General features: G+C 62.2%; 17 protein-coding genes. 6 read left to right on the forward strand and 11 right to left on the reverse strand.

Annotated features, from left to right (window positions below; genetic code table 11):
* Nucleotide 1 precedes the first annotated feature (1 nt).
* From nrdR to EB235_RS24525, 5 genes are all read right to left on the reverse strand, one after another.
* Nucleotides 2-484 (reverse strand): transcriptional regulator NrdR, encoded by a 483-nt coding sequence (gene nrdR / locus EB235_RS24505; RefSeq protein ID WP_027028512.1) that lies wholly within the window; start codon nucleotides 482-484, stop codon nucleotides 2-4.
* A gap of 95 nt (nucleotides 485-579) precedes the next feature.
* Entirely contained in the window at nucleotides 580-909 is a 330-nt protein-coding gene (locus EB235_RS24510) for a GlpM family protein (RefSeq protein ID WP_027028511.1), read from the reverse strand.
* A gap of 32 nt (nucleotides 910-941) precedes the next feature.
* Nucleotides 942-1,421 (reverse strand): hypothetical protein, encoded by a 480-nt coding sequence (locus EB235_RS24515; RefSeq protein WP_245268725.1) that lies wholly within the window; start codon nucleotides 1,419-1,421, stop codon nucleotides 942-944.
* Between the two features lie 199 nt (nucleotides 1,422-1,620).
* Nucleotides 1,621-2,934 carry a serine hydroxymethyltransferase gene (gene glyA / locus EB235_RS24520; RefSeq protein WP_027028509.1) on the reverse strand — a complete coding sequence of 438 codons (1,314 nt, stop codon included), beginning with the start codon at nucleotides 2,932-2,934 and terminating at the stop codon, nucleotides 1,621-1,623.
* 176 nt (nucleotides 2,935-3,110) lie between these two features.
* Nucleotides 3,111-4,757, reverse strand: coding sequence for a Na+/H+ antiporter (locus EB235_RS24525; protein ID WP_027028508.1), 1,647 nt, complete (start codon nucleotides 4,755-4,757; stop codon nucleotides 3,111-3,113).
* 406 nt (nucleotides 4,758-5,163) lie between these two features.
* Between EB235_RS24525 and EB235_RS35140 the strand changes: the two genes are divergently transcribed.
* Entirely contained in the window at nucleotides 5,164-5,889 is a 726-nt protein-coding gene (locus EB235_RS35140) for a helix-turn-helix transcriptional regulator (RefSeq protein WP_051429547.1), read from the forward strand.
* Nucleotides 5,890-5,949: 60 nt separating this feature from the next.
* Here the strand turns inward: EB235_RS35140 and EB235_RS24535 are convergent, their stop codons facing one another.
* The 4 genes from EB235_RS24535 to EB235_RS24550 all read right to left on the reverse strand — a co-directional run bounded on the left by EB235_RS24535 (nucleotide 5,950) and on the right by EB235_RS24550 (nucleotide 9,756).
* A complete protein-coding gene (locus tag EB235_RS24535) occupies nucleotides 5,950-7,203 on the reverse strand; it encodes a L,D-transpeptidase family protein (RefSeq protein ID WP_027028507.1) in 1,254 nt (417 codons plus the stop codon).
* Nucleotides 7,204-7,539: 336 nt separating this feature from the next.
* The gene (gene ldtR, locus EB235_RS24540) at nucleotides 7,540-8,055 is read right to left on the reverse strand and encodes a transcriptional regulator LdtR (protein ID WP_013896002.1); all 516 of its coding nucleotides are present in this window, start codon (nucleotides 8,053-8,055) and stop codon (nucleotides 7,540-7,542) included.
* Between the two features lie 238 nt (nucleotides 8,056-8,293).
* Nucleotides 8,294-8,716 (reverse strand): DUF6163 family protein, encoded by a 423-nt coding sequence (locus tag EB235_RS24545; protein ID WP_027028506.1) that lies wholly within the window; start codon nucleotides 8,714-8,716, stop codon nucleotides 8,294-8,296.
* Nucleotides 8,713-9,756, reverse strand: a complete 1,044-nt coding sequence (locus EB235_RS24550; RefSeq protein WP_027028505.1) for an enoyl-CoA hydratase/isomerase family protein — start codon at nucleotides 9,754-9,756, stop codon at nucleotides 8,713-8,715. The genes EB235_RS24545 and EB235_RS24550 overlap by 4 nt, the downstream gene beginning before the upstream one ends.
* Before the next feature lie 187 nt (nucleotides 9,757-9,943).
* Here EB235_RS24550 and EB235_RS24555 point away from each other — a divergent pair, with 187 nt between their 5' ends.
* Together EB235_RS24555 and hemB are read left to right on the forward strand one after the other, a co-directional pair.
* Nucleotides 9,944-10,765 (forward strand): DUF2066 domain-containing protein, encoded by an 822-nt coding sequence (locus EB235_RS24555; protein ID WP_027028504.1) that lies wholly within the window; start codon nucleotides 9,944-9,946, stop codon nucleotides 10,763-10,765.
* A gap of 123 nt (nucleotides 10,766-10,888) precedes the next feature.
* A complete protein-coding gene (gene hemB / locus EB235_RS24560) occupies nucleotides 10,889-11,920 on the forward strand; it encodes a porphobilinogen synthase (RefSeq protein ID WP_027028503.1) in 1,032 nt (343 codons plus the stop codon).
* Nucleotides 11,921-11,970: 50 nt separating this feature from the next.
* On the opposite strand, the gene EB235_RS24565 is transcribed toward hemB, so the two are convergent.
* Nucleotides 11,971-12,672, reverse strand: a complete 702-nt coding sequence (locus tag EB235_RS24565; protein ID WP_051429833.1) for a glutathione S-transferase family protein — start codon at nucleotides 12,670-12,672, stop codon at nucleotides 11,971-11,973.
* 124 nt (nucleotides 12,673-12,796) lie between these two features.
* Here EB235_RS24565 and EB235_RS24570 point away from each other — a divergent pair, with 124 nt between their 5' ends.
* The 3 genes from EB235_RS24570 to EB235_RS24580 all read left to right on the forward strand — a co-directional run bounded on the left by EB235_RS24570 (nucleotide 12,797) and on the right by EB235_RS24580 (nucleotide 15,631).
* Nucleotides 12,797-14,005, forward strand: coding sequence for a polyhydroxyalkanoate depolymerase (locus EB235_RS24570; RefSeq protein WP_027028501.1), 1,209 nt, complete (start codon nucleotides 12,797-12,799; stop codon nucleotides 14,003-14,005).
* A gap of 257 nt (nucleotides 14,006-14,262) precedes the next feature.
* Nucleotides 14,263-14,805, forward strand: a complete 543-nt coding sequence (locus tag EB235_RS24575) for a glyoxalase superfamily protein (RefSeq protein ID WP_027028500.1) — start codon at nucleotides 14,263-14,265, stop codon at nucleotides 14,803-14,805.
* A 181-nt stretch (nucleotides 14,806-14,986) separates the two neighbouring features.
* Nucleotides 14,987-15,631: a dihydrofolate reductase family protein gene (locus EB235_RS24580; RefSeq protein WP_027028499.1), complete on the forward strand. Its 645-nt coding sequence runs from the start codon at nucleotides 14,987-14,989 to the stop codon at nucleotides 15,629-15,631.
* 46 nt (nucleotides 15,632-15,677) lie between these two features.
* On the opposite strand, the gene ppk2 is transcribed toward EB235_RS24580, so the two are convergent.
* Nucleotides 15,678-16,598 (reverse strand): polyphosphate kinase 2, encoded by a 921-nt coding sequence (gene ppk2, locus EB235_RS24585; protein WP_027028498.1) that lies wholly within the window; start codon nucleotides 16,596-16,598, stop codon nucleotides 15,678-15,680.
* Nucleotides 16,599-16,689 lie beyond the last annotated feature (91 nt).

The following is a 16,689-nucleotide window of genomic DNA, read 5'->3' on the forward strand; positions in this document are numbered from 1 at the left end:
CTCAGCCGGCTTCCTCTTCACTGCTCTTGTCTTCGTCGCCCTTCAGTTCGCCCAGCAGCTCATGGAAGTCCTTGGCCTCGCGGAAATTGCGGTAGACCGAGGCGAAGCGCACATAAGCGACATCATCAAGCGACTTCAGCGCTTCCATGACCAGCTTGCCGACCTCGCCCGAGGCCACTTCCGTCTCGCCGGAACTTTCCAGCTGGCGCACGATTCCGGTCACCGCGCGGTCGATGCGCTCGGGGTCGACATTGCGCTTGCGCACCGCGATCTCGACCGAGCGCAGCAGCTTGTCGCGATCGAACGGCACTTTTCGCCCCGATTTCTTGACGACGACCAGATCGCGCAATTGGACGCGCTCGAAGGTGGTGAAACGGCCGCCGCAATCGGGGCAGACACGCCGCCTGCGGATCGCCGCGCCGTCTTCGGCGGGGCGCGAATCCTTCACCTGCGTATCTTCGGACTGGCAATAGGGACAGCGCATGAAAAGCCTTGGGTTCGCGAATCTGGTGAGGCGAAAGGCTTAGAGCCTTTCCTGCCGGGATTGAAGTCGTTCCGTCTCCTGGACAGCCTGCCGCATCAGAGATAGCGAGGCGCGAGGAAGATTGCCAGCGCGGCAACCAGCCAGACCGCGATGCCGCCGGCGACAGCCAGGCGATAATCAACCTTGTCGACGAACAACCAGCAGGCGCCGAGGAAGGCAAGATAGGCGGGAATTGTCTTTACGCCGGCAAGGCAGGCATCGCGGAAGCCGCCCGGATCACCCTTGGCGCCGACGGCGAGCAAGGCAATGACGGCAAAAGTGGGCGCCAGTGGCAATATTCCTGGCAGGACATTGCCTCGCTTCGACGCCCAAGCGATCAGCGCCGTCACCAGCCCGCCGATCACACCCTTCCAGACAATATCCATCCGCGGTCCCTATCTCGATCCGGCCGCCTGCGTCACGGCGCGACGTCTTTGGTTGGGAAGCCGCAGGACGTTCCGAGGTTGCGGTAGGCCTTGGTGAAGCCGTCCATCGGTATGCTGGCGACAGCCACCTTGCCAAAGGTCACATCGAGCGACGTGACCTGGCGCATGGCGCGCAGCAGCGCGAGACGGGTCTTGGCCTGATTGTCGACCGTCCAGCTGGGGCGGCCGATGACACCCTCGTTGGAATAGATCGTGGCCGAAACCTTGACGCCGGGATCGCCGAACGTCGCCGCGATCTTCTTGCCGGTCGGCAGAGTCCTGTTGTCGACGGTGAACATGACGGCCGGATAGGCATTCGGAGGCAGCGCATCGCCGGTCGAGATCGACAGCGTCAGCGTGCCCGAATTGCCACTCGCATCGAAGAAGGCCGTCGAAGCCGCGCAGGTCTTGTGTGCATCCTGGCCGGTGTCGAGCGTATCGACCATGGTTGTCCATCTGCCGAAGGTGCTCATGGCCGGCATGTCCGGAGCCGGCTGCGTCTGCGCCGGAGCTGACCCGCAAAAGGCAAGCCAACCGACAACACCAAGTGGGGCAAGACGAAAACCAAGCATCATCATTTTCTCCAATTCCATGCGCCACCCGATCAGGGGTGGCGCATTGCCGGCGAATAAAGATGACGCTTCGCGCCCGGTCAACCGGAGATAAGGATGGTCAACCGAGATAAGGATAGAGGGGGAAGCGGTCAGTCAGCGCCACGACCTTGGCCTTGACCGCTGCCTCGACAGCGGCGTTGCCTTCGTCGGAATTGGCGACCTTGAGCCCATCCAGCACTTCGGCGATCAGCTTGCCGATCTCGCGGAACTCGGCCTGGCCGAAGCCGCGCGTGGTGCCCGCAGGCGTGCCGAGCCGCACGCCCGAGGTGACGAAGGGCTTTTCCGGGTCGAAGGGGATGCCGTTCTTGTTGCAGGTGATGTTGGCGCGGCCAAGGGCTGCCTCGGCGCGCTTGCCAGTGGCATTCTTGGGCCTGAGATCGACCAGCATCAGATGGTTGTCGGTGCCGCCGGAGACGATGTCGAGGCCCGTCTCCTTGAGGCTCGAAGCCAGCGCCTTGGCGTTGGCGGCGACGCTCTCGGCATAGATCTTGAAGCTCGGCTTCAGCGCTTCGCCGAAGGCGACTGCCTTGGCGGCGATGACATGCATCAGCGGGCCACCCTGCAGGCCGGGGAATACCGCCGAGTTCATCTTCTTGGCGATGTCTTCGTCGTTGCACAGGATCATGCCGCCGCGCGGGCCGCGTAGCGATTTGTGCGTGGTGGTCGTCACCACATGCGCGTGCGGCAGTGGCGACGGATGCACACCGCCGGCGACGAGCCCAGCAATATGCGCCATGTCGACCATCAGATAGGCGCCGACGGCATCGGCGATCTCGCGAAACCGCTTCCAGTCCCAGATGCGCGAATAGGCGGTGCCGCCGGCCAGGATCAGCTTCGGCTTGGTTTCGTGCGCGGTCTTCTCGATCGCGTCCATGTCGAGCAGGTGATCCTCCTTGCGCACGCCATAGGAGACGACCTTGAACCATTTGCCGCTCATGTTGACCGGCGAGCCATGGGTGAGATGGCCGCCGGAATTGAGATCGAGGCCCATGAACGTATCGCCGGGCTGCAACAGCGCCAGGAACACCGCCTGGTTCATCTGGCTGCCGGAATTCGGCTGAACGTTGGCGAAATTGCAGCCAAACAGCTTTTTCGCCCGCTCGATGGCCAGTTCCTCGGCCACGTCGACGAACTGGCAGCCGCCATAGTAGCGCTTGCCCGGATAGCCCTCGGCGTATTTGTTGGTCATGATCGAGCCCTGCGCCTCGAGCACCGCTCGGGAAACAATGTTCTCCGACGCGATCAGCTCGATCTCGTGACGCTGGCGGCCGAGCTCGTTGCGAATGGAGCCGAAAATCTCCGGATCGGCGTCTTCCAGCGTTGTTTCGAAGAAGGATTCGAATTTGTTCGACGCTGCCGCTGCTGTTGCCATGGCCTGAAAATCCTCCGGTTCGGGGGCAATTTGTTTATGCATATCGCCGACCCAAAACCGCTGCACACTTTTGGGCGACCTGCATTGCCGCGCCATTAACACAGTTGTTTTCGACCCGCCACGTTTGCAGCGCGAAATTTGCTGGCCGGTTTGCGGCAAAGGCAGACCAGAACCGGCTATTTCCGCTCCTGCCGCCCCCTGAGCAAGGCTTCGGTGAGCGTGATCTCGGTAAACAACGCCCGCGAGGTATAGTCGTTGATCTGGCCACTGCGGACCATGTCGCGCACGGCCGTGCGCTCGGCCTCGATGCCGGCAAGTCGCATTTCGAGTTCCACCCGCCCGGCCTCGCGCGCCTCGGCTCTGGCTTCATCGGCCGCGTCGGAGGTGGCTATGCGGCGCCGGTATCCGGCGACGATGTTTTCGGCGGCGACAAGTCTGGCGCCGGGCACCTCGCCGTCATCGTCGTCGCTGCTGCTCGCCATGCTCTCGATGTGGGCAATTGCGGCCTTCGCCGCATTGACACGCGCCAAGCGTTCCTCGGCAGCGCCGACGTCTTCGCCTGGCTCGACCAGCCCGCGCGCGATCACCGGCAAGGCAAGGCTCGCGATCACCAGGGAACAGATGATGACGCCGGCAGCGAGGAAGATGACCAGGTCGCGCGCAGGGAATGGCGACCCGTCCTGCAAGGCCAGCGGCAGCGACAATATGCCGGCGAGCGTGATGGCGCCACGCACGCCCGCCACCGAGCCGGCCAGCCGCACGCGCAGGCCGAACGGCTCGACCTCACGCTTGCCGAGCCGTGCGGCGAGCGCCGCCCCGATGTCGCCAACCCAGATCCAGACGAAACGGAGCGCGATCAGGCATAAAGTCAGCGCCACCACAGTCAGCACCGGCTGGAGGATGGGATAGTGGCCAGTGAGCTCCGGCGGCACCTTGCGGATGATTTCGGGAAGCTGCAGGCCGAGCACGATGAACAGCGCGCCGTTGAAGACGAAGGAAAACGTCGTCCACAAGGAGATCGTCTGCATGCGTGCCGAGACGCCGAGAAAGCGGAATATGCCGGTGCTCCCGGTCAAGAGGCCGGCGGTCACAGCCGCCAGGATGCCCGAGGCCTCGAAATGCTCGGCGCCGAGATAGGCGACGAAGGGAAGCAGAATGGTGATCAGCACCTGCGCCTCGGCCGGGACGCCGCCGATGCGGTTCAAGAGTTGCAGCGCCTTGGCGGCAACGAACAACGCCGCTACGCCGGCCAGGATGCCCACCACGACGGCATAGAGAAAACTCAACGAGGCCGCGGCAAAGGAAAAGCTGCCGGTCAATGCCGCCGTGACGGCAAAGCGGAACATGACCAGGCCCGAGGCATCGTTGAGCAGCGACTCGCCCTCCAGAATGTGCATCAGCCGCGCCGGAACGACATTCCTGTCGACGATCGAGGAGACGGCCACCGCATCGGTCGGCGACAGCACTGCCGCGAGAGCGAAAGCAACGACCAGCGGAATGCTCGGCACCAGCCAGTGCAAGGCATAGCCGAAGCCGACGATGGTGAAGAAGACGAGGCCGATGGCCAGGTCGAGGATCGGCCCGCGCAATGCTATCAGCTCACGCTTGGGCGCGCCAAAAGCATCACTGAACAGCAGCGGCGGAATGAACACCAGCAGGAACAGTTCCGGATCGATCTCGACATGAATGCCGCGCACCGGCCATGCGAGTGCGGCGCCTATGGCGATCTGCAGGACCGGCAGCGGCACCCGCACCAACCGCACCAGCGCGCCGGAAACGGCGACGAAGACGAGCACGACGAGAATGAAGATGGCGGTTTGCATGGTCCGATTCCGGCTGGTTGCCGGACCATGCGCAATCATAGACGTCGCGTCCAGACAGCGCCGGCGCAGCGATCGCCGAGAGGACAGCAAACCGAGTGGCCAGCAGGCAGCCGATGTCAGAAAAAGGCCGGCACCTGGCGTCAGCGCAAGGCTGCCTAGGGGCACCAGGTGGCCGGCCGCACGCCGGCCCCCCGGTCGACGTGCGTATGCGGAGCGCCGATTGCTCGAACTTTCGGGCGTGAATTTCGAAAGCCAGCGCCGCTGCTTTTCTGGATACGCGAGCATAGTCCAGCATCAACCTCCCGATAGCGCGGGGTTGACAGACGGCTTTCGCCGGCTGGCAGCCTTGCGGGTCATACTCGGCTGTGCCACGCTGCGTTACGGCTGGCGAGCGGGGGTTCGATCTATGCTGTCACGGATCATAGCACATGCCGAAGCAGCATTGGCGTCGGCAACGGCCGAGGGCGCAAGCACCGCTTATTTCGCGGCGATGGAAGCCTTCGGCGCTTCCTATCTGCAGACCCGCCTCTACCGGAGACCGTCCGCGACGCTGACTTCGGCCAGCCATTGGGCGGCCGGCGGCTTCATCACGCGGCTGGCGCCGGCGAACTGGCCGGGCAGCCCGGCATTCGACTATGTCTGCTTCGAGTGCAACCCGCTGCTGGGCGCGATCCGCGAAAGCCGTACGCGCTACCGTTTCTCCGACTTTGCCCCGCGCGACCGCGCCCAGTTCGGCGTCTATTGGGAGGCGCTCAGCGAGGCCGGGATCAATGACGCGCTGTGCTCCACCTCCTATGGCGCCGACGGCGCCATTGCCTCGCTGCATCTCGGCTTCCACGAACGCGACTTCACGGCAGACGAGAGTTTTGCCATCCAGATGGCCGGTCTCGTGCTGACCGAACGGCTGATGAGCCTGACAATGCCACCGCCCGCCGCCACCGTTCGGCTGACGGTGCGTGAGCGCGACAGCCTGGCGCTGGTCGCCGAGGGCAAGACGGATTGGGAGATCTCGGTCATTCTCGGCATTGCCGAAGCGACGGTGCGCTTCCATGTCGACAATGCCAAGCGCAAGCTCGGCGCCGTCAACCGCGCGCAAGCGGTGGCACGGTTGGTCAACCAGCGGCTGATTTAACCTCTTCCGCAACAAAAAAAGCGGCCATTCGGCCGCCTTTTCCACAAAACTATCAGCCGCTTAGAGCGAAGAGGTGATCTGTAGCTCGCTGGCACCATCCAACGCGTAGACGTCGTCGCGGAACTGGACCACGCCGGGTCCGGTCGACCAGGCCGACAGGTAGAGGAAGTGCACCGGCACCGGATTGGTAACCTGGATCGGCGTGTTCTCGCCGGTCTTGATCGCCGCCTCGAAATGCTGGCGATCCCAGCCGGGCGTGTCGCGCAGGATCCAGGTGACGAGGTCGCGCACGTTCTGCACGCGCACGCAGCCCGAGGAATCGAAGCGCAACATCTTGCCGAACAGGCTCTGCTGCGGCGTGTCGTGCATGTAGACGCCATCGGGGCTCGGGAAATTGATCTTCACCGATGCCATGGCGTTTTCCGAACCGGGATCCTGGCGGAACCGGTACTTGGCGGCGTCGTCGGTCGACCAGTCCACGTTCATCGGATCGACTTCGCTGCCATCCGGCGCGAACAGGCGGATATGGCTGTTCTTGAGATAATTGGGATCCTTCCGCATCAGCGGAATGATGTCCTTGCGCACGATCGAGACCGGCGCGTTCCAGTAGGGATTGACGATGATCTCGTTGATCTTGGAATTGACGATCGGCGTCTGGCGATCGATCTTGCCGACGATCGCGGTGTGGCGAAGCACGACACGGTCGTTCTCGACCGCTTCGACCTGCGCCGCCGGAATGTCGACTAGCACATAGCGGCTACCCAGCGTGCCGGCCTTCTCCTTCAGCCGCTGCAGATTGGTCTGCAACTGGCCAAGCCGGATCTGCGCCGAAACGTTCATCGCGGCGTAAGTGTATTTGCCCATCGAGCCGTCAGCGGGCAGGCCATGGCGCAGCTGGAAGCGCTTGACCGCCGAGTCGACATAAGAATCGAAGGCCGTCGAAATGCCGGCGCTCTGCGACAGGTCGCCTGCAATCATCAGGCGCTTGCGCAGCGGCACCACATCCGGGTCATCGACGCCGAGTTGCAGTTTCTTGGTCGCGGGAACGTCTACCCAGCCGCCCTGCCCGACGATGTTCTGATATTGCGCGACCGCCTGCTCCGTGAACGCAACGGTCTGCGTGCTGAAGATCGGCAGCGTCGAGGCCACCTTGCCGCCTTCGCTGGCGCGGGCGTCGAACTGGTCGTCCCAATTGCCACGGGCCGAGGATTTCAGGATATCCCCGATCACATCCTGCGCATTCGCCCGACCAGCCACCATGGCGGCGGCGATGGCGGAGGCTCCGGACAGGAAAAAACGGCGGCTGGTTTTCATGGACGTTCCAGACATTCTTGTAGCGTTCGATCAAGGGGCGATCTTGCCCGCACTCTAGAATTGGCAATCTTAACAATTAGCCAACCATGTCCGTATCAGACAGGCCCCAAACGCGCGAGGCTCGATACAGGTTCCGGGTGAACGAACGGCTTTTACCGCAGCATCACCGGCGTCCTCGGTTCCATTGGAATATGGCGGCAACGTGGCCTTGGCCCGCAATTTGCTTCGGCCGTCCGCTCGAAAAGAAAAGACCGGTGCTTTTCGGCACCGGTCTGGCTGGAGGTCGATGTTTCGGCCGCGCTTCTGTGGCGCGGGCCAGATCCGATACGGATGATCTTACATCCGGTAGGCGATGGTATCGTTCCAGAAGCGGTCGAGCCGCTGCAAGGCGCGGTTCATCTGCTTGAATTCGTCGGTGTTGATGCCGCCGACCTGCTCGATCGAACCGACATGGCGCTCATAGAGACCGGCGACGACATCAGCCACCTCGTTGCCCTTCGGCGTCAGCGAAACGCGGACCGAACGGCGGTCGATGCGCGAGCGCTGGTGGTTGATGAAGCCGAGATCGACCAGCTTCTTCAGATTGTAGGACACGTTCGAGCCGAGATAGTAGCCACGTGAGCGCAGCTCGCCGGCGGTCAGTTCGGAATTGCCGATGTTGAAGAGCAGCAGCGCCTGGATGGCATTGATGTCGGAACGGCCGTTGCGGTCGAATTCGTCCTTGATCACGTCAAGCAGGCGGCGATGCAGCCGCTCGACGAGCTGCAGCGATTCCATGTACAGGGAACGGATAGCCTCGCGGCGATCGTCGGATACGTTGGCGGTCTTCGCCGCCGGACGCGAATTGATCATTGTCTTTGCCTCTCGTTTGTCGCCCTGGTGATTTTTTGTTTTTCACCTTGATCGCGACACTATCGAATACTCATAAAATTCGACTTAAACGCTAGGGCTAACAAGAGCTTACCAGTAATAGGTTTCGGAAGACGCTTAACGAACGGTCACCCGAGTAAGGATAATTAACCTAAAGGCTTAGGCAGATATCGCAGGGCTGAAATCCGGCGTTTGCCAAGTCGCCAATGCCATCAACAGCTTAGTGCCGTACAGGGCGTTTCTGCAGCCAGATGACGACGCGAAAGACGATGTAGAGCAGCGCCACCGCCGCATGCGAGACGACGATCAGCAGCCGATGGCCGAAAAGCTCGGGAAAACCGGCATACATGACAGTCTCGGTGACCGCGCAGATGAACCAGATAACCGGCCCCCAGGAGGCGAGCATCCACAGCCCGGCCGCGGCAAAGGGGAAAAACACGGCGAGCATCACAGCGGCCACCTGCCAGTGCACAGGCATCAGATCGAAGCGCCAGAGCGAGCCTGGATAAAAGCCGATCAGCTTTATCCAGTACAGGATGCCGAACAACAGGCAGTAGCCCGCGATGACACGCTGGAACCAGGCGAAGATCACCTCGACCGTCGACGGCTGCAGCACGATGCGTCTCGACGTCACCTCGCTCACAGTTCGAGCTCCCGTTCACCGAGCGGAGCGAAATAGGCATCGATATCGGCCGCGCTCACCGCATCCAGGCTCGCCGGCCGCCATTGCGGCGTCGAGCCCTTGTCGATGATGGCGGCGCGGATGCCCTCGTAGAAATCATGGCCGGCGAGCATGCGGTTAAGAATGCGGAACTCCATCTTCATGCAGTCGTCCATTGACAGCGTCTGGCCGGCACAGACCTCGCGCCAGGCAACGTGAAGGCTGGTCGGCGAGCGGCTTCTCATCATCGCCAGTGTCTTCTCGGCAAAGGCATCGCCGCCGGCTGCGTCCTCGAGACTGGCGATGATGCCGGCAAGCGTGCCTTTTGAAAAATGGCGTGCGATCGAATCCAGATCCTGACGTTGCGTCTCGCGTTTGGCCGGAACGAAGAAATCGCGCAACTCGGCGTTCGGGTCGTTGCTGGTTGCCAGTTCATCGAGCAGCCCTGCCTGGTCGGCGGCCTTGATCGTGTGCGTGGCAAGGCCAGACCACAGCGCATCGCCATAACGGATACGCGCTCCAGTGAGCCCGAGATACATGCCGAAACTGCCGCCGAGATCCGGTAGCAGGTAGCTGGCGCCGACATCGGGGAAGAAGCCGATGCCGACCTCGGGCATGGCGAACTGCGCATTCTCGGTCATTATGCGATGCGAGCCATGGAAGGAGATGCCGACGCCGCCGCCCATGACGATGCCGTCGATCAGCGCGACATAGGGCTTCTTGAAACGGGCGATGCGGGCGTTGAGCCTGTATTCATCAGCGAAGAAATCGACCGGCGCCTTGCCGGCACGGCCAGCCTCGTAGACCTGCAGAATATCGCCGCCGGCGGAAAACGCCCTGCCCTCGGCCTTGACGACGACGACGTTGATGCTCGCGTCCTCTTCCCAGGCATCGAGCGCCTTGCCGAGCGCCTTGACCATGTTGTGCGTGATGGCATTGAGCGCCTTCGGCCGCGTCAGCGTGACGACGCCGGCCCGGCCCAGCCGCTCGAAGCGGATCTCGTCGCCGCCGCCAAAATCCATCGCCAGAGAATCCCTCCCCCGCGCCTGCGGGACTGAAGTGCTAAAGGCGGCGCATGGGTGCGTCAATGGCAGCAGTCTGTTCCCGCGGTCTTGGCGCACGGCCGTGGCCGATGCTACGAAGGTCGCTGCCGTTGCAGGCGAAGCGCCGATACCGTGAGCGCAGACGGCTTCGGGGGGACAGTTGGCCATGTCCGGATTTCTTCGTTCCGTACGTTTGACGGTCGGGCTTGTGATTGCTGGCTTTGCACCGTGCGCTGCAGTCGCCATCACGCTGGACGATCTCTACCAGTCGCGGACCATCGTCACCGGCCAGGGCGAAGAGAACCGCCAGCTAGGCTTCAGGGACTGCCTGGACCGGGTTCTGGTCAGGGTTTCGGGCGATCAACGGCTGCTTGCGAAACCCGAGATGGCGGCTCTGCGCGACAAGGCCGGCAGCTTTGTCGATTCTTTCCGCTACCATGATCGGCTGGAAGGCATCCCGATCCATGACGAGCAAGGCACGCATGACCGGCCGCACGATCTCACCTGCCTCTACAAGCCTGATGTGATCGACAAGGTGCTGACGTCGCTCGGCAGCAGGCCCTGGCTTGCCAAGCGGCCGACGCTCGCCGTCTTTCTCTCCACCGAACAGGGCGCTCGGCATTTCGTCCTGAGCGCCGAGGAGACGCGTGGCGAAACGATGCGCGAATCTTTCGCCAATGCCACCGGACCGCTGTTGATGCATGTCGCATTTCCGAAGGCTGCGCAGCTAGCCGACTTGGGCGAAGACGCGCTGCGTACCGCCGACTTGGCAAGGCTGGATCGGCTGGCCAAACAGGCCGGTGGGTCCCAAGCGCTCGTCGGCAGCATCGTATGGAGCGACAAGGAGCTCGGCTGGATCGCCGATTGGCGACTGGCCGATCACGGCAAGACCTATCGCTGGCAGGTGCGTGGCGTCAGCTTCGACGAGGCCTTCCGTGTGGCAATTGACGGCGCGGCGCAGATTCTTTCAGGGAATGGTCAGCCCTGAGCGGACAGGCATGGGTGACAGCGCTCCTGGTGTCCTGTGGCGGCTTCGCCCGCTGGCACAAACGTGTCGCATTGGTCTGCGGCAGGAGCTCGTGGTAAAAGCCGCCGAAAGAGAGTTTTGGCGATGAACAAATTCACACTAACCAAGCCAGCCGGCGCGCGCAGCGTCGACGACATCACCGGCAGCCGCCGCCTGCGCCGCATGCGCAAGGCCGACTGGTCGCGCCGCCTGGTGCAGGAGAACCGCCTTACGGTCGACGATTTGATCTGGCCGATCTTCGTCGTCGAGGGCAAGCAAGTGCGCGAGCCGATCGCCGCCATGCCCGGTGTTTTCCGCCTGTCGCTCGACCTCGCCGTCAAGGAAGCTGAACGCGCGGCAAAGCTTGGCATTCCGGCCATCGCCACCTTCCCCAATGTCGAACTGGCCTTACGTGACCAGATCGGTTCGCACATCCTCGACCCGGAAAACATCATCAACCGTGCGACCCGCGCCATAAAGGACGCGGTGCCCGAGATCGGTATCATCACCGATGCCGCGCTCGACCCGTTCACCAGCCACGGCCATGATGGCATTTTGCGCGACGGCATCATCGTCAACGACGAAACGGTGGAACAGGTCGCGGCAGCGGCCGTCATCCAGGCAGCGGCCGGCGCCGACATCATCGCGCCGTCCGACATGATGGACGGCCGCATCGGCGCCATCCGCGACGCGCTCGACGCCAACGGTTTTCAGGACGTGGCGATCATGTCCTACGCGACCAAGTTCGCCTCGGCCTTCTACGGCCCCTATCGCGAGGCGGTCGGCACCGCCGGCCTGCTCAAGGGCGACAAGAAGACCTACTACATCGATCATGCCAATTCGGACGAGGCGGTGCGCGAGGCCGAGCAGGACATCGCCGAAGGCGCCGACATGCTGATGGTCAAGCCCGGCCTGCCCTATCTCGACATTATCCGCCGGCTGAAGGACGAATTCCAGATGCCGACCTTCGCCTACCAGGTGTCGGGCGAATATTCGATGATCAAGGCCGCCGCCGCGAATGGCTGGATCGACGGCGAAAAGGCGATGCTGGAGAGCTTGCTCGCCTTCAAGCGCGCCGGCTGCGACGGCATCCTGACCTATTTCGCGCCTGAGGTGGCGGAATTGCTGAAGGGTTAGCCGCGTCGCAAACCGGGCATCGTGCAGCGACAACCGGTTCCAGCCTGAACTTAAAACTCCACGTCCAGTTCGATGATGTCCTCGGGCTCGGCCAATGCGTCTTGCGTCCATTCCTGTATCAGCGGCCAGTCGAAGACGGTGTCGCAATAGGCGGCGAGCGGCGCATCGAGCTCGACCGCATAGGTGCGAAAGCGCGTGCATACCGGCGCGTACATCGCATCGGCCACGGTTGGCGATGCTCCAAACAGCCATGGACCGCCATAGGCCCCAAGGCATTCGGACCAGATGGTCTTGATCCGCTCCACGTCCGGGCGCGCGCCGGAAAATATCTTGAAGCTGCGGTGCTTGGCTTTCAGACTCATCGGCAGCGCCGAGCGCAGATTGTGAAAACCCGAATGCATCTCGCCGGACACGGCGCGGCAATGCGCACGTGCGATACGGTCGGCCGGCAAGAGCCCCGCCGCCGGCATCGTCTCAGCCAGATATTCGGCGATCGCCAGCGTGTCCCAAACCGTCACCCCGTCATGGGTCAGCCTCGGCACCAGGACCGAGGGCGACAACAACAGCAACTCCTGCCGCTGTTCGGGATCATCGATGTCGACACGTTTTTCCTCGAACTCCAGCCCGGCCATGCGGCACAGCAGCCAGCCGCGCAGCGACCAGGACGAATAGTTCTTCGACGAGATCGTCAACGTCGCTTTGGCCGCCGGCGCGTTGGCCCGCGAGAGTTTACTCCCTAGCGCCTTGCTCATGTCGTCTTTGTCATCCCGCCGACCCTCCGAGCCCTTTGCCGGCAACAATCCTCTCGCAATGCACAAAATTTTGCACTAATTATTTTGCACTGCCGCATGACTGCCTCGGAACGGGACGCATTCGATGCTGTACCAGGCCTATCAGCTACAGGACGATCTCATCGCGCCAACGCGCTTTTTCGCCGATCTCATGCGTTCGACGATGGGCAGCCTGCTTTCAGGCGACGGCGTGAAACAACGCCTGGTGGCCGGGCTGGAGATGATTGCCCGCTTCAAGCTCACCCATGCGCGACCGGATTTCGATATCGGTACCGTCAAAGTGGGCAATCGCGACGTGCCGGTCGGCGTCGAGACAGCGCTCGACCTGCCATTCGGCAAACTTTTGCGCTTCGCCAAGGATATGGATACGCGCCAGCCACGGGTGATGGTGATCGCCCCGCTGTCGGGCCATTTCTCGACACTGCTGCGCGGCACGGTGGCAACGCTTCTGGCAGATCACGAAGTCTATGTCACCGACTGGGCCAATGCCCGCGACGTGCCGCTTGTCGCCGGACGCTTTGGAGTGGACGATTATGTCGACTACATCATTCGCTTCCTGGAGGCGATCGGTCCGGGTGCGCATATACTTGCCGTCTGCCAACCCTGCGTCCAGGCGCTTGCCGCTGTCGCCATCATGTCCGAGGATGGCCATCCGGCGACTCCACGATCAATGACGTTGATGGCGGGACCGATCGATCCGCGCGAAAGTCCGACCAAGGTCAATGAATTTGCCGTCAGCAAGTCGCTTGCCTGGTTCCAGAATTCGGTCATCTCGCATGTACCCTCGCGCCATGCCGGCGGCGGACGCAGGGTCTATCCCGGCTTTCTCCAACTTGCGGCGTTCATGGCTATGAACATGGATCGCCACAACAAGGCCCACCGCAAACTGCACGATCATCTGGCGGCCGGCGAGACCGCCGAGGCCGAGAAGATCAAGACTTTCTATGACGAGTATCTGGCGGTGCTCGACCTCACCGAGGAATTCTATCTCGAAACCATAGATCGCGTGTTCCAGAAAGCTGAGCTGGCCACCGGGACATACACTTTCCGTGGCAGCCTGGTCGACCCGGGTGCGATCCGCAACACAGCGCTGCTTACCGTCGAAGGCGGTCGCGACGATATCTGCGCACTCGGCCAGACCTCGGCCGCGCATGAATTGTGCCGGTCACTGCGTCCGCATCTCAAACGTCATCACCTGCAGGCCAATGTCGGCCACTACGGCGTCTTCAACGGCAAGCGTTGGGAGCGCGAAATCTATCCAGTCGTGCGCAATCTCATCCTGTCGATGGAATAGCGTTTCGCCCCTTGGCGCGTGGCCCTTGCTACCGAGAGTGTGCGGCATTCGGCAAATCCATCCGATTTTCGCGCTGACAAGATCAGCGTGACCCGGCTATGATTGCGGCACGGCCGGAGGCGGCCGGCAGCCCGCACCTCGGCAGGAGGTATGGCGAACGCCTCCAGAGGATGCTTCCTGACCCGTTTCACCGTCAGGCGAAGGCGTCGGCAATGCGGGCACTGACGAAGACTTCGCCGTGACCCGAGGAAACGGACATGCTTGCCTATCATGATGCAAAGACCATGGCGAAAGCCATGCGGGAGGCGCTTGCCGCCAGCGACCTGACGATCAGCCACAGCGAGGCCCTGGAGATCGTCGCACGCCAGTTCGGACTGGCGACCTGGAACATTCTTTCGGCCAAGATCGAAGCGCCGCCCGCCCGGCAGGAGATGATCGTCTTTGAACGGACAGCACCGATCGTGCGTATCTTCGATGTCGCCAAGGCGCACGAATTCTATCTCGGCTATCTCGGGTTCAGCGTGGACTGGGAGCACCGATACGGCGAGAACTTCCCGCTGTACACGCAGGTCTCACGCGCAAACCTTGTCCTGCACCTGTCCGAACATGCCGGCGACGCGACGCCGGGCGGCAACATGGTTGTGTACACGAAAGGCATTCGCGACTTTCATCGGGAGCTTGCGGCCAAGGACTACCGCTACATGAAGCCTGGCCTCGAGCACGAGGACGGGCGGCTGACGGTCGAGGTCATCGATCCGTTCAGCAACCATATCCGCTTCATGGAACTCACCGGCGAATAGCCTGATATTGCGTCTGCTCCGGCAGCCACCAGGCTACCCCAGCGCATCGCCACGCAACATTGCGGACGTCATTTGGTGACGGTGTCAGGACGTGTCTGCATCGTGAGGACCACCGCTTGCGACCTGCAATCGGTTTGCTACAACAAAACCGATTGCAGACATAATTGGTTAGGAGGCCTTCATGTCCAAGCTGCGTGTCAACGCGTTCACCCTGTCGCTCGACGGTTATGGCGCTGGTCCCGATCAGGATTTGGAGAATCCGCTCGGCGTCGGTGGGAAAGCGTTGCACAAATGGGCCTTCACGACCCGCACCTTCCGCAAGATGTTCGGCGAGGAAGGGGGCGCCTCCGGCGTCGACGAGGATTTCGCGGCGCGCAGCTTCGAAAATGTCGGCGCCTGGATCCTGGGGCGCAACATGTTCGGCCCGATCCGCGGCCCCTGGAAGGACGAAAGCTGGAAGGGTTGGTGGGGCGACAATCCGCCCTATCACGTGCCGGTCTTCGTGCTGACGCACCATGCGCGTGAGCCTATCGTCATGGAAGGCGGCACGACCTTTTACTTCGTGACCGAGGGCATCAGTTCGGCACTTGAGCAAGCGAAGGCTGCGGCTGATGGCAAGGATGTACGGGTTGGTGGCGGCGTCGCGACGATCAGGCAATACCTGCAGGAGAAACTTCTCGACGAGATGCATCTCGCGATCTCGCCTGTGCTGCTTGGCGGCGGCGAAAATCTTCTGGCAGGCCTCGACCTGCCGAAGCTCGGCTACCAATGCAGTGAACAGGTCGCCTCGCCGCACGCGATGCATGTGGTCATCAGTCGGACATAGCCATGACAACGGGGCGCCAGCCTAGAGACGGCGCCCCTTCCAAGGCTCAATACTTCTCCGGCACGTAAAGCTCGCGTGGCAGTGTCTGGCGCTCGTATTCGGGATTGAAGACGCGTTCCGGCAGCGTGATCTCCTCGTGCGGCACCTCTTCATACGGCACCTGCTTGAGCAGATGGTCCATGCAGTTCAGCCGCGCGCGCTTCTTGTCGTTGCCTTCGACGATGAACCAGGGCGCCTCGGGAATGTTGGTGCGGGCGAAGGTTTCTTCCTTAGCCTTGGTGTACTGCTCCCAGCGCACGCGCGACTGCAGATCCATCGGCGACAGCTTCCACTGCTTCATCGGGTCGTGGATGCGCATCAGGAAGCGCATCTGCTGTTCCTCGTCGGTGATCGAGAACCAGTACTTCACGACTGTGATGCCCGAGCGCACCAGCATCCGCTCGAACTCCGGCACATCGTGGAAAAACTCCTCGACCTGGTCGTGGGAAGCAAAACCCATCACCCGTTCGACGCCTGAGCGGTTGTACCAGGAGCGGTCGAACAGCACGATCTCGCCGCCGGCCGGCAGATGCGGGACATAGCGCTGGAAATACCATTGCGACTTCTCGCGCTCGGTCGGCGCCGGCAGCGCCACGACACGGGCGATGCGCGGATTGAGCCGCTGGGTGATGCGCTTGATGACGCCTCCCTTGCCGGCGGAATCGCGGCCTTCGAAAATCACCACCAGTTTCTTCTTGTGATAGGCGACCCAGGATTGGAGCTTGATCAATTCGGACTGCAGGCTGATCAAATCGCGAAAATATTGCATGCGGTCGATCGAAGGCGGATGCGAGTTCTTGTAGATCTTGGCGATCTCCATCGACAGCGCCGGCTCCGACATTTCGAGCTCATAATCTTCGTCGAGCGTGTCGGCGAGTTCGGCCTCAAGCCAATCCTTGGCAGGAGAATTCTGTTTTAGCTCGGTCATATCAGTTGCTCCGCTTGCAAGCCCTGTCGGTTCCCGTACGGCGCCGCAATTGCTGGCCAGCGGCCTGGAATGGAAACACCTTAGCCGAATT

It is taken from the genome of Mesorhizobium loti R88b (genome assembly GCF_013170845.1).
Classification (GTDB): domain Bacteria; phylum Pseudomonadota; class Alphaproteobacteria; order Rhizobiales; family Rhizobiaceae; genus Mesorhizobium; species Mesorhizobium loti_B.